Origin of the sequence: Dyella nitratireducens (assembly GCF_014642835.1) — a bacterium.
Lineage (GTDB): Bacteria > Pseudomonadota > Gammaproteobacteria > Xanthomonadales > Rhodanobacteraceae > Dyella_B > Dyella_B nitratireducens.
This window is the reverse complement of record NZ_BMJA01000003.1, coordinates 66,293-79,562: the sequence shown is the minus strand read 5'-3', so window position 1 is coordinate 79,562 and position 13,270 is coordinate 66,293. Positions and strand designations below refer to the sequence as shown.

Below are 13,270 nucleotides of genomic sequence, written 5' to 3'. Positions count from 1 at the left end.
ACGCGTGGATTTGCCGATCAAGGGGGATTTGGTGGACTTTGCAAGCCTCGCGCTTGGAGTCCGCCAGGCCGTCAGCGTCAAAGCTCTGCGTCACTACCGTAACGGCGGCGATATTCATCTTGCGAATTAAGTTCACGGCGTTCGTTACACATGCCTTGCCGAATCATCTTCATTCATCAGAATGCACCCGGGCAGTTCAAGCATCTTCTGGCTCATTGCGCGCAGAGCCAAGAGTTTGAAGTTGTCGTCATAGGCGAGAAGCGTCGCGTTCTCGCTCACTTCCCGCGCGCCGTGCCAGGAGTGAGATTCCACGTCTATGAAATGACCGATATACCCGGTAACCAATTGCCGCCGGAGTTGTGGACTACGGCGAATGCCATGCGCAGAGGGCGCGCAGTCGCGTTGTGTTTGCAGAGTCTGCGCAGCACGGGTTTTCGGCCGGACGTGATTTACGGTCATCCGGGATGGGGTGATATGCTGCACGTGAGAGATGTATTTCCTGAAGCGCGAGTCATCAATTACTGCGAGTTCTACTTCAATCGGGAAGGGCAGGACATTGGTTTCGATCCCGAATTTCAAGCCGACGTCACGGATACTTATCGGGTTCGCACCGACAACATGACTCAGCTGGCCAGCCTGATTGATGCGGATGCGGGCATCAGTCCCACGGTTTGGCAGCGATCACGCTATCCGGACCTGCTGCGCAGATCGATTTCGGTGATCCACGATGGTATCGATCTCGACGCTGTACATCCCGATCCGGCTGCCGAACTTGTGTTACCGCAATCCTTGCTGCGCCTGGATCGGCACACGCCGGTCATCACCTATGTCGCCCGAAATCTCGAACCCTATCGAGGGTTCCACGTATTTATGCGTGCGTTGCCGGCTATCCTCAAAGCAGTGCCGAATGCGCACGTCGTGATGGTGGGCGGCGACGATGTTTCTTACAGCAAAAAGCCCGCTCAAGGCGGGACTTACCGCGAACTGATGCTGAATGAAGTAGGCGCGCGTTTGGATCTGTCACACGTGCATTTCCTGGGTCGCGTTTCCTATGCCCAGTATCTGCGTGTGCTTCAGGTCTCCAGCGTCCACGTCTACCTGACTTATCCATTCGTGCTGTCGTGGTCGATCCTGGAGGCCATGGCGATGGGAACTGTCGTCGTTGCTTCCAGAACGGCTCCCGTCCAGGAGGTCATTGAAGATGGCATCAATGGCCACCTCGTCGATTTCTTTTCCCATCAAGATTTGGCAGAGACGGTGTCTAGCGCTTGTCTTGCAGGTGGCTCGCTCGACTTGTTACGCCAAGCTGCTCAACAAACGGTGGCGAAACGTTTCGATCTGCGAAAGAGCTGCCTGAGTCAGCAATTGGCTCTGCTGCATCCCGCCTTTGAAGCAGCCATCCTTTCCTCGAGTGTCGCGCAATAATGGCCAGGAAGATTGACATGGTGAATGAACTCGCCGAGAAAACGCGTGAATACCATCAGAAGCATTGCTCAGTCGCAGTGGCAGCTCGCGTAGCATGGCTGGTCACCGCATGATGACCATGGAAGCTCCCGCCACGGCGGATACGTCGAATGTAAAGCCCGACCCGGGTCTGGCGCTCTTACTGCTTATCGCTGGATTTCACGGTATCCCAGCAGAAGCGAACCAAATCCGGCATAACGCGGCTCTGCAAGGTGGCGTCTTTGAGGAAGGCGATCTCGTACTTGCAGCTCGATCGCTAGGCTTGCGCTCACGAGCTGTGCCTCTGCGCGCCGATCGCCTGGACCGTTTACCGCTGCCCGCTCTGGTGATGGACAAGCAAGGCAAGCACTTCGTCATTGCAGCGATCAAAGACCGAACTGTTCTGGTGCAGGAAGCGAGCGTCAAGGCGCCTACGGTACACGCGCTGGATGCGGTGGTTGCGCGCTCGAACGGACGCGTATTGCTATTTGCCTCGCGCGCCTCGCTAGCCGGCGAATTGGCGCGGTTCGATTTTTCCTGGTTCTTGCCGGCTATGGTGAAGTATCGGCATATCCTTCTGGAGGTACTAGGCGTTTCGGCGATCCTGCAATTGTTTGGCCTGGTGACACCTTTGATGTTCCAGGTGGTGATGGACAAGGTCCTTACTAATCGGGCGGAATCGACACTCATCGTCATATGCGTTGCCTTGTTGGCCAGCGGCCTGTTTGAGGCCTTGCTGACCGGTCTGCGTAACTATGTGTTTGCTCACACCACCAATCGGATCGACGTGGAACTGGGTTCGCGCCTTTTTCGTCACTTGATGGCTTTGCCGCTGCCTTATTTCGGCGCACGACGAGTGGGCGACACGGTGGCGCGGGTGCGCGAGCTGGAAAATATCCGCAACTTCCTCACCGGCCAGGGACTGACCGCGGTCATCGACGTCTTTTTCTCCTTCATCTTTCTTGGCGTCATGTGTGTGTATAGCGTGTGGCTCACTCTCATGGTGGCGCTATCGTTGCCGCTATATGGGCTGATCTCATTTGCCCTGGTGCCGATCCTGCGCCAACGGTTGAATGAGAAATTCGCACGCGGCGCCGACAGCCAGTCGTTTCTGGTGGAGTCGGTCGGCGGCATGGAAACCGTGAAGTCCATGGCAGTGGAACCGCAGTTTATTCGCCGATGGGACACCCAACTGGCTGCCTATGTCGCCGCGGGTTTCCGGGCAAGCATGGTCGGCAACGTCGGCCAGCAATTGATCCAATGGGTGGGCAAGTTGGTGACTGTGGGTGTGCTGTTCTTTGGGGCACACCTCGTTATTAACGGACGCCTTTCGGTGGGGGGATTGATTGCCTTCAACATGATGGCGCAACGCGTCGCTGCTCCCGTCTTGCGTCTGGCCCAGTTGTGGCAGGACTTTCAGCAAGTCGGCATTTCCATGAATCGGCTGGGCGATGTACTCAACGTGCGCACTGAAGTGCCATCGCAGCAGCAGTCCTTACCCGACGTGCGCGGCGACATTGCCTTCGAGCATGTTTCTTTCCGTTACCAGCCTGATGGGCCAGAGGTGCTCAAGCACGTTAATCTACGGATTCGCCCAGGTCAGATCATTGGCATCGTCGGCCCCTCAGGTTCGGGTAAAAGCACTGTCGCCAAGCTGCTACAGCGCTTATACCTGCCAGAGCGCGGTACGGTACGTGTCGATGGCGTGGATTTGAATGTCGCCGATCCGGCGTGGTTGCGTCGACAAATTGGTGTGGTTCAACAGGAAAATCGTCTGTTCAACCGCTCCATCCGTGAAAATATTGCGCTGACCGATCCCGCAGCGCCGATGGCCGACGTCATCCAGGCAGCGACCCTGGCCGGAGCTCACGAATTCATCACCGCCATGCGCGATGGTTATGACACGCGTGTGGAAGAAAACGGCGGCAATTTATCGGGAGGGCAGCGTCAACGCCTGGCGATAGCCAGGGCTCTGCTCACGCGTCCTCGCATTCTCATTTTCGATGAGGCTACGAGCGCGCTGGACGTTGAAACCGAACAGGTAATTCAACGCAACATGGCGGCGATCTGCGCAGGCCGCACGGTCATCATCATCGCCCACCGCTTGAGTGCCGTGCGTCATGCCCACGAGATCGTGGCTCTGGACAAGGGGCAGATTATCGAACGCGGGACGCACGCCGAGCTGATGGCTCGCTCCGGCTACTACGCGCATCTGGTGAACTTGCAAGGGATGGCATCGGCATGAGTCGCCTGTTTTGGCAAGCGGCAGGGGACTTATTGCGGCGCTATGGTGACGTGCTGCGGGCGGCTTGGGCTGAGCGGAATGCCTACCCGTTACCTTCGCGCGAGGCGCACGAAGCTGCGTTCCTGCCCGCCCATCTGGAACTGATGGAGACACCCTTGCATCCGGCGCCCCGTTGGATGATGCGTGTCATCGCCGTCCTGGTCCTGACGGTTCTGTTGATCGCGATCATTGGCCAGCTCGATATTGTCGTGAACGCAAGCGGTGAGCTGATTCCCGATAGCAGTGTGAAGGTAGTGCAGCCCGCTGTGACGGGGGTTGTGCGGGCCATTCGGGTGCACGACGGTCAGCAGGTCGCTGCCGGCCAGGACTTGATCGAGCTGGACACACAGCAAGCTGCTGCGGATGCTTCCACAGCACGGGATCACCGTATTCGTGCCGCGCTGGCTATGGCGAGAGAACAGGTGCTGCTGCAGGCGGTGGCTTCGGGCCAACTACCGCCATTGCCCAAGGTACCCGATGCCTCAGCGCTAGACGGCCAACAAGCGTCCGACCTGGCCGAGCAGACGTGGCAGGCCTACGTGGACAAGCGTCAGGACGCGCGCGCTGAATTGGCTGCGCGGCAAGCCGACTTGGCTAGTACACAACAAGAGATCGCCAAGCTGGAAGCAACCGCTCCCTTGGCGCGACAGGAAGCAGACGCTTATCGAGCGTTGGTCGCGAACAAGGACGTCGCCCAGATGGATTATCTGGAACGGGAGCAAACGGCACAAAACCAGTCTCATGAATTGGATGCGCAGCGCAGCCACGCCACTCAGCTCCAGGCAACCATCGCTCAACAGAAGGCGGACCTGGCTGAAATCACTTCGGGTTTTCTACGCGACCAGCAACTCGAGCTGGACAAGCAGACCCAGGAGTACGTCACGAGCCGGAACGATGAGCTGAAGACTACGACCCGGCAGTCACTGCTGACTTTGAAAGCCCCGGTGAGCGGAACGGTCCAGCAACTGGCCATCCATACCCTGGGTGGAGTGGTCACCACGGCACAATCGCTCATGGAAATCGTGCCAGACGATACGCTGATGGCGAAGGTAACCATCGAAAACCACGACGTCGGATTCGTGCACGAAGGACAGCCGGTCGTCGTAAAAATTGCCGCCTTTCCCTATACGCGTTATGGCTATTTGACAGGTACCGTGGCGGAGCTGTCGAACGATGCAGCCCAGGACAAGAAGCGCGGTTCCGTGTTTGTCGCTTACGTGCATCTGCCGAGCGATCGTATGTGGATAGACTCGCGCTGGGTGACATTGACACCTGGCATGGCCGTCAACGCGGAAATCACCACTGGAAGGCGGCGCGTGATCGGCTACTTCCTCGGACCGCTTGTGCAAAACGTGCAGGAGAGCCTGCATGAACGTTAGGTGGCTTTTGCGGGCAGTCGTTGCGATAGCAACGCTGATGTGCTTGGGAACGCGTGGAGCATGGGCAACCGACCCGCTCCATACTCGCAACAACGTCCCGAGCAATGCTGCCGCCCCCCTGTTTGCTGGCCATGCAGCTTGCACGTTCGGCCCGCCTGGCACGCCTCTGACGCTTCAGGAAGCCATAGAGCGGGCGTTATGCAACAACCCGGACACGCGAGATGCATGGACGGTCATCGAGGAGCGCGCGGCCGCCGTAGGAATAAGCAAGGCTGCGTATTTGCCAACTCTGTCGGCAACGGGGGAGGGAGTCCACGAAGACTCGATTACTCGCGTTCGAGACCATCCTGAACTTAGCTCCAATTATTCGACCATGGTGCATTCTGGCGACTTGTCGCTGTCATGGATCCTGTACGACTTCGGTGGACGACGTGCCACGTTGGACAACGCCAAAGCGCTGCTGAGTGCCGCACAGGCGAATGAGAATGCGGTTCTTCAGCAAACCTTTGCTGATGCGGCCAAGGCGTATTACGCGGCAGTGGCGGCCCGTGAGCAGCTGCGCGCGGATGAAGCAGTGGTACAGGACGCACAAAACAGTTTGGTGGCGGCGCAACAGCGGAGCAATCGTGGTATTGCGCCAATTACCGAGGTGTATCAGGCGCAGACAGCGTACAGGCAGGCGCAGATTGCTCAGACGCGCGATCAAGGCCAGGCGATGACAGCGCAGGGCAATTTGGCCAACGTCATTGCGCTATCGCCCGATACGGCCATGACGCTGGATGGCTTGGACGACACCACCCAACCGGATGAAACATTTCAGCGCTCGGTGTCGCAGCTCATGGCACAGGCCGAACGAACGCATCCGGCGATTGTTGCCGCCGAAAAGGAACTGGACGCTGCCAACGCGGGTGTGACGCAAGCGAAGTCGCAAGGACGACCCACGATCAAACTGGTGGCGCAATACAGCCAGAATAACGAACCCGTGCAGCTGGGCCTGGGGTTGCCGCACTATCCGGCAACGGGTCACGACGGCTACGTCGGTATTCAAGTCAGTGTGCCGATCTTTTCCGGCTTCGCGACGTCATACCAGGTGCGACAAGCACGGGCACAGGTGGATCAGCAGTCTGTTGCGGTCGACAAGGCAAAACAGCAGGTAGCCTTGCAGGTTTGGACGAGCTACCAGAGCCTTCAGACGGATCGCCAGAACCTGATCTACAGCAGCGAGATGCAATCGGTGGCAACGCAGGCGTGGGAGTCGGCGCAAAGACGTTATCGGTCAGGTATTGGCACCATCTTGGAATTACTCAGCACGCAGACGGCCTTGGCCCAAGCCAGGCAACAGCGTATCCAGGCGCTGACGACGTGGCGTTACGATCGTTTGGCTTTGGCCTCGGCCTTGGGGCAGCTTGATTGGAATGATATCGACGCGTTGAAATCCGGCGCTTCGCCAGATGGGTGATTCGTTTGATGGCCGGAACTACGATGTCATGCCGTTAAATCTCTTCGATCCCAGGAATATAACGCCGTGCGGCTACTGCTGATCCATCAAAATTTACCCGGCCAGTATCGACATCTCTTGACCCATTACGGCCAGCGGCCGGACTGCGAGGTCATCGGGCTTGGCGAGATGCGTCGCTTGCGCGACAACATCCGTGCGCCCATACCCGGCGTAAAACTGGTCGGCTATGAAACGCCCCCCACGAGCAGGGCGACAACGTTACCCACGTTGAGGACTACTGAGGCAGCCGTGCAGCGTGGACAGGTAGTGCTCAAGACACTTCTAAGGATCAAGAAGGCGGGCTTCTATCCGGATGTGGTTTACGCCCACCCCGGATGGGGGGAGACATTGTTTCTCAAAGACGTATTTCCCCGTGCGAGGCTGCTTCATTTCTGCGAGTTCTACTACAACACCGTGGGACAGGATTTTGACTTTGACCCCGAATTTTCCAACACGGCAGACGATGTATTGCGTCTACGCACACGCAACCTGCATCACCTTATGGCGCTGGAGCAATCGGACCTTGGCATTGCACCGACGGTATGGCAGCGGACTCTCTTTCCGTCTACGTATCACCCGAAGATCGAAGTGGTGCACGATGGTGTAGATACGTCCATGGTTAGACCCGACCCCGAAGCATTTATCCACTTTCCCAACAAAGGATTACGGCTGACTCGCAAAGATGAGGTGATCACCTTCGTCAGCCGGAATCTGGAGCCTTATCGGGGCTTTCACACTTTCATGCGTGCATTGCCGGCCATCACGAAGGCACGACCCAATGCTCACGTGGTTATCGTCGGCGGCAATGATGTTTCCTATGGACGCCGTTTGTCCGAGGGTACTTATCGGGAAAAGTATCTGGCGGAGATCAATGGAAAATTTGATGCCAGTCGAGTCCACTTTGTCGGAAAGTTGCCGTACAAAACCTTTTTGCACGTCTTGCAGGTATCAACGGCGCACATTTACCTCACTTATCCATTTGTGCTGTCGTGGTCAATGATGGAAGCGATGGCGGCCGGTGCGCTGGTGATCGGCTCTCGGACACCGCCGGTCGAGGAGGTCATCATTCATGAAGAGAACGGATTATTGGTTGATTTTTTTTCACCTCATGATATTGCCGAAGCGGTTCAACGTGTCTGTGAAGATCCAACGCGAATGCACCTTCACCGCGAGCGTGCCCGCCAGACGATCATCGATCGCTATGATTTGAATACTGTTTGTCTGCCTAAACAGCGGGCGTTGATCGAGTCCTGCTCAGTAATCCAGGATGGCTAGTCGTCTTGGTATCGAGGAGTTGCGCACGTACTGGGCTTGCCAGTGCGCGCCGGGATCTGCTGCGCCGCTGCCGCAGGATGTCATCAAGACCTTGCTGGCTGGTTTGCACCTTAACGTGCTGGAAACCCTGCGCTACTTGCATCAGGAACAGCCGAGTTATGCGCAATTCGAAGCCTGGGTAGGGGAGCGCAATGGCGGCGAACTGAAAAATGCCTCGCTGGATCGCTTGCGACGTGCACTGGCAGGCGAGACTGTCGGCGCCGAGGTCGGTAGTCTCGAGCGTGTCGAAGGCCTGACTGCGGACGACCTTGCACACTGGCACGAGCATGGCTATGTCATCCTACGCAACGCGATCAGCCCCGAAGCAGCGGCATTGGCAGAGATGGCCATCTACGATTTTTTAGGGATGAACCGCGACGACCCGACGTCCTGGTATCGCCAATCGCTGGGTCATTCGATCTGGGTGCCGCTACTGCGGCATCCAGCCCTGGTGGCCAATCGTCGCGCGCCACGCATTCATAAGGCCCATGCACAACTGTGGGGGCGCGAGGATCTTTGGGTAACCATCGACCAAGGCGGGTTCAATCCGCCAGAGCGCGAAAACTGGCCATTCCCTGGACCGCATTTGCACTGGGACACCACGCTCGCCGAACCACATCGCCTTGCATTGCAGGGCATCCTGTATCTCGCCGACGTTGATGAGGACCAGGGCGCATTCAGCTGCGTGCCAGGCTTTCATCGCACGCTGAAGCAGTGGCTGAAAAGTATTCCCGCTGGCGTCGATGCGCATGACCATGCGCAGCGCACCCTGACGATGAAGCCGATTGCCGCAAAGCGCGGCGACATGATCATCTGGCATCACCTGCTGCCGCATGGCAGCAGTCCGAATCGTGCGCAGCGACCACGCGTCGTGCAATACATGTCGCTGCAGCCCACGCGCTTTGCCTACACCGAGGAATGGAAGTCTTGATTGCAATGGATTCGTCAATCCATTCAAGCATCGCTTGGATGCCTACGGTCGTGAGGCACTTAATAAACGCCATGCGATATTTCCAGCAGATCAATGGCGCGTAGGCGAGGCGGCTCACCATCTGGTTACGCGACGCTCGCCATGCGGCACTGGATTTATCCGTTAGATTCCTTGAAAAAATATTTCACCCTTATTACGCACCGATTTTTTAATTTTCATAAAAAAGTCACGCGGCATCTTGTTATGACGTATTTTCACGCTGTCATCACGCCCATGTGTGCTGGGATAAGCATTCCGGTATTCGCAGTGTGCGCGCAGTGATGTTTGCGGTGCGCTTGTGTCGAAAACATCGGGACGCGACGTGGGAGGGGCGCCCTGAATTGCACATCTTGCACCAATCCGTGCGAGACGGTTTCTGCTTGGGTGAAGCTTGGGGGATTTAAAGGCTATCTTTTATTTTTTCTAGCGAATTTCTTCATTTGTCCTATTTAAAACGTAAATCGATTCTGTTTTCTTTTTTTGAGAGGGACGCATGTCCAGCGGATCGAGTCAGCAAGAAACCGATTATGCAGTCGTCATCAATCAGGAAGGGCAATATTCGATCTGGCCGATAAATAAGATCGTGCCAAAGGGTTGGTCCATGACGGGAAAGCAGGGGTCAAAAGAGCTCTGCCTGGCGTTCATTGAAGAGGTGTGGACCGACATGCGCCCAGGTTCGTTACAGGCGCGTACACATTCTGGCTAGCCACGCTGCATGCGATGAAATGAAATAAAACGGCGCCATGCTGTGCGCGATTTGTTTTTCGTGCGCAGTGATCGCCGATTGTTTTTTGCTGTCCGCACTGATGATGGAGGTCATGCATAGGCTTGGTTGCGCCTGTGGCGGATGTTTCCACTGTCCGCCATGCATGCATTGGACGATCAATGCACCGGTAGTGGCGTGATTTCAACGTGGAATCATGGTTCGTGTTGCGTGTGTCATGTGTCGAGCGTGAAAACCGTATTGCTATTTTCGGGGCAGGGTTCGCATCACTTCCAGATGGGACGGGAGCTGTTTGAGCGCGACGCGCATTTTCGCGCCGCCATGCTGCATGCCGATGAAGTGTTCCGCGAGCGTTGCGGCGAATCGGTCGTGGACGTGCTGTTTGCCGTGCGCCATGCGCGCAATGCGCCATTCGATCGACTGCTGCACAGTCATGCCGCCATCTTCATGGTGGAGCATGCGCTAGCGACGTCGTTGACCGATGCGGGCGTCCGGCCGGACCTGGTGCTTGGCGCCAGCCTCGGCACGTTTGCCGCGGCCGCCGTAGCGGGCCATCTCGATCCGTGCGACGCGCTGCTTGCCGTGATCGAGCAGGCCATCGCCGTGGAAACGCATTGCCAGCGTGGCTGCATGATCGCGGTGATGGGTGACTGGGAGCGCTGCCTGCCGCCCGAGCTGCTCGCCTCGTGTGAGCTGGCCGGCACCAACTTCGCTACGCATGCGGTGATATCGCTGCCGGCAACACATGCGGAAGAAATCGAAAGCCGGCTGCGTCGAAGCGGCGTCGCGTTTCAGAGGCTTCCCGTCGGTTACGCATTTCATTCGCGCTGGATCGATGCAGCCGAATCTCCTTATCAGGCATTTCTCCGCACGCTGCCGTTGCGTCAAGGCAGCATGCCGCTGGTCTGTTGTGCGCAAGGCAAGGCATTGCACGAATTTTCTGCGAGCCATTTGTGGTCGGTCGTGCGTGAGCCGATCCGTTTCCAGCACACCATCGGCATGCTCGCCTCGCAAGGCGAGCACTGCTACATCGACGCCGGTCCTGGCGGAACGTTGGCGACTTTCCTGAAGTACGCGCTGCCGGCAGGTTCGGCTTCTTCCATTCATCACGTGATGTCGCCGTTGGGCAGCGACATGCAGCGGCTATCCGGCTTGAAGATGAACCTTCAATCGGCCGCGCGCGGAATAAAGCAGGCATTCCATCCGGTCATACCGGCAGATCAAGGCAAGCACACACGCAGCGGGCGCAACATGGAGTCACGCACTATGAAAGCCATCGTTTTTCCGGGCCAAGGTTCGCAATTCAAGGGCATGGGCAAAGACCTTTTTCCGTTGTTTCGGGAACAGGTCGAATGCGCATCCGACATCCTGGGTTATTCGCTGGATGAGCTGTGCCTGCATGACCGGCAAGGATGGCTGTCGCAGACGCAGTACACGCAGCCCGCCTTGTTCGTTGTCAATGCGCTGCACTATCTGCATCGGCAGGAGCAGGCGGATTTCTTCGCGGGGCACAGCCTTGGCGAGTACAACGCCTTGCTCGCCGCGGGCGTATTCTCTTTTGAAACGGGGTTGCGCCTGGTCAAGAAACGCGGCGAGCTGATGGGTGCCGCCAGCGGCGGCGGCATGGCGGCGGTGCTTGGCATCGCTGCGCAGGAGGTAAGGGCGGCGCTGGATGAGTGCGGGCTTGATGAGATTGACATTGCCAACGTCAATTCACCCACGCAAACGGTAATCGCCGGCCGCAAGGACGGGCTCGCCGAAGCGGCCGATCTATTTGCCAAGAAAAATGTGCGCTGTGTGACCTTGAACGTCAGCGCGGCATTCCACTCGCGCCACATGCGCGCCGCGCAAGCCGAGTTTGCCGAGTTCCTGCAGTCATTCACCTTCGCGTCGCCCGACGTGCCGGTGATCGCCAACGCCACGGCCCGTCCCTACGACAGCACGCGCATCGCCGAAACGCTGGCCGCGCAAATTGCCTCGCCGGTGCAATGGGTGGATTCGATCCGCTACGTGCTCGGCAAAGGCGACGTCGAGTTCCAGGAGATCGGCGCCAGCGTTCTTACGAAGATGGTGCAGGAGATCAAGGCTAAGACGACACCCATTGTCGAGGAGGCACAGGCGGCGCTGTCGATCAAGAGAGCGGATGACGAATGGTCCTCAGTGAGTGTGGCCAGCGAAATAAGCCCGATGGCAAACCGCCGCGATGAGGAGCCGCGCGTGGCGGCGACATCACTTGGCAGCGAGGTATTCCGGCGGCGGCTTGGCCTGAAATACGCCTATATGGCCGGCGGCATGTATCGCGGCGTCGCCTCCGCCGACCTGGTCATAGCGATGGGCAAGGCCGGCTTCCTGAGTTTCTTCGGTGCGGGCGGACTGTCGACGGCGAAGATCGAGGCGAACATCGTTCGCATCCAGGGCGAATTGAACGCCGGCCAGCCCTACGGCATGAACCTGCTTGCCAACTACGACTATCCCGCCGAAGAAGAAGCGGTTGTCGATCTCTATCTGAAATACGGCATCCGCAACGTGGAGGCTGCCGCGTTCATGCAGATGACGCCGGCACTGGTCCGCTTCCGCCTGCAAGGCTTGCGCATGGATGTGCGCAACCGGATCGTCTGCGACCATCGCGTCATCGCCAAGGTGTCGCGTCCGGAGGTTGCGCGGGCGTTCATGAGTCCGCCGCCGGCGATGATCGTGGAGCGGCTGCTCCAGCGCGGCCTCGTCACGCCGCAGCAGGCCGAGCTATCGCAACGCGTGCCCATGAGTCACGACATTTGCGTGGAAGCCGACTCCGGCGGACATACCGATGGCGGCATTCCCACGGTGATGCTGCCACCGTTGCTGCGCATGCGCGATGACATGCAGCGCATGCATGGTTATGCGGAACCGCTTTGCATGGGGCTGGCTGGTGGCATCGGCGGGCCGGAAGCGGCGGCCGCTGCATTCCTGCTGGGCGCGGATTTCATCCTCACCGGCTCGATCAACCAGTGCACGGCGGAAGCCGGCATGAGCGCCGATGGCAAGTCGATGCTGCAGGAGATGGACATCCACGACACCGACTACGCGCCCGCGGGCGACATGTTCGAACTCGGCGCGCAAATCCAGGTGATGAAGAAATCGGTGTTCTTCCCCGCGCGCGCGAATAAGTTGTTTTCGCTCTATCGCCACTACGACAGTCTGGAAGACATTCCCGAGCGCACGCGCCGGCAGTTGGAAGGCACGTTCTTCAAGAAAACGTTCGACGAGATCTGGCGTGAGACGGCCGCCTATTTCAAGTCGGTGAACCGCGAACACGAAATCGCCAAGGCCGAGGCCAATGCCAAGCACAAGATGGCCTTGGTGTTCCGCTGGTATTTCGCCTACAGCTCACGCATTGCGATGGAAGGCGACGGCAACGACCGCGTGAATTACCAGATTCATACCGGCCCGGCCCTGGGCTCGTTCAACCAATGGGTGAAAGGTACGGAGCTGGAACACTGGAGCAAGCGTCACGTGGATCGCATCGCGATCAAGCTCATGGACGCCACGGCGGAACACTTGGCGCGTTCCTATACGCGCTTCCTGGAACCGCGGGAACACCGTTCCGAACGCAACGATCCGATCACAGCCGCATCCCATTCGCTGGTCGCTTGATCGCGGCCGCGGAGGTCGGCTGTTT

Annotated in this window: 9 protein-coding genes; all 9 read left to right on the top strand. The window is 58.2% G+C overall.

Features of this window, described 5'->3' with window-relative positions; translation table 11 throughout:
* Nucleotides 1–4 precede the first annotated feature (4 nt).
* Nucleotides 5–130, top strand: coding sequence for a hypothetical protein (locus IEX75_RS24350; RefSeq protein WP_268236491.1), 126 nt, complete (start codon nucleotides 5–7; stop codon nucleotides 128–130).
* A 20-nt stretch (nucleotides 131–150) separates the two neighbouring features.
* Nucleotides 151–1,425 carry a glycosyltransferase gene (locus tag IEX75_RS16705; protein ID WP_188795855.1) on the top strand — a complete coding sequence of 425 codons (1,275 nt, stop codon included), beginning with the start codon at nucleotides 151–153 and terminating at the stop codon, nucleotides 1,423–1,425.
* Between the two features lie 109 nt (nucleotides 1,426–1,534).
* Complete coding sequence (locus IEX75_RS16700) at nucleotides 1,535–3,688, top strand: type I secretion system permease/ATPase (RefSeq protein ID WP_284358184.1); 2,154 nt, start codon at nucleotides 1,535–1,537, stop codon at nucleotides 3,686–3,688.
* Entirely contained in the window at nucleotides 3,685–5,106 is a 1,422-nt protein-coding gene (locus IEX75_RS16695) for an HlyD family type I secretion periplasmic adaptor subunit (protein ID WP_188795852.1), read from the top strand. The genes IEX75_RS16700 and IEX75_RS16695 overlap by 4 nt, the downstream gene beginning before the upstream one ends.
* A complete protein-coding gene (locus IEX75_RS16690) occupies nucleotides 5,096–6,565 on the top strand; it encodes a TolC family protein (protein WP_188795850.1) in 1,470 nt (489 codons plus the stop codon). The genes IEX75_RS16695 and IEX75_RS16690 overlap by 11 nt, the downstream gene beginning before the upstream one ends.
* Before the next feature lie 66 nt (nucleotides 6,566–6,631).
* The gene (locus IEX75_RS16685; RefSeq protein WP_188795848.1) at nucleotides 6,632–7,879 is read left to right on the top strand and encodes a glycosyltransferase family 4 protein; all 1,248 of its coding nucleotides are present in this window, start codon (nucleotides 6,632–6,634) and stop codon (nucleotides 7,877–7,879) included.
* Nucleotides 7,872–8,849: a phytanoyl-CoA dioxygenase family protein gene (locus IEX75_RS16680; RefSeq protein ID WP_188795846.1), complete on the top strand. Its 978-nt coding sequence runs from the start codon at nucleotides 7,872–7,874 to the stop codon at nucleotides 8,847–8,849. Before IEX75_RS16685 ends, IEX75_RS16680 begins: the two co-directional genes overlap by 8 nt.
* A 532-nt stretch (nucleotides 8,850–9,381) precedes the next feature.
* Nucleotides 9,382–9,594, top strand: a complete 213-nt coding sequence (locus IEX75_RS16675) for an MbtH family protein (RefSeq protein ID WP_188795844.1) — start codon at nucleotides 9,382–9,384, stop codon at nucleotides 9,592–9,594.
* A 246-nt stretch (nucleotides 9,595–9,840) separates the two neighbouring features.
* Complete coding sequence (gene fabD / locus IEX75_RS16670; protein WP_188795841.1) at nucleotides 9,841–13,245, top strand: ACP S-malonyltransferase; 3,405 nt, start codon at nucleotides 9,841–9,843, stop codon at nucleotides 13,243–13,245.
* Nucleotides 13,246–13,270: the final 25 nt, after the last annotated feature.

Excerpts from the sequence above, each read along its gene's own strand:
- IEX75_RS16705 (WP_188795855.1), top strand. The coding sequence starts at position 151 with ATGCCTTGCCGAATCATCTTCATTCATCAGAATGCACCCGGGCAGTTC.
- IEX75_RS16700 (WP_284358184.1), top strand. The coding sequence starts at position 1,535 with ATGATGACCATGGAAGCTCCCGCCACGGCGGATACGTCGAATGTAAAG.
- IEX75_RS16695 (WP_188795852.1), top strand. The coding sequence starts at position 3,685 with ATGAGTCGCCTGTTTTGGCAAGCGGCAGGGGACTTATTGCGGCGCTAT.
- IEX75_RS16690 (WP_188795850.1), top strand. The coding sequence starts at position 5,096 with ATGAACGTTAGGTGGCTTTTGCGGGCAGTCGTTGCGATAGCAACGCTG.
- IEX75_RS16680 (WP_188795846.1), top strand. The coding sequence starts at position 7,872 with ATGGCTAGTCGTCTTGGTATCGAGGAGTTGCGCACGTACTGGGCTTGC.
- IEX75_RS16675 (WP_188795844.1), top strand. The coding sequence starts at position 9,382 with ATGTCCAGCGGATCGAGTCAGCAAGAAACCGATTATGCAGTCGTCATC.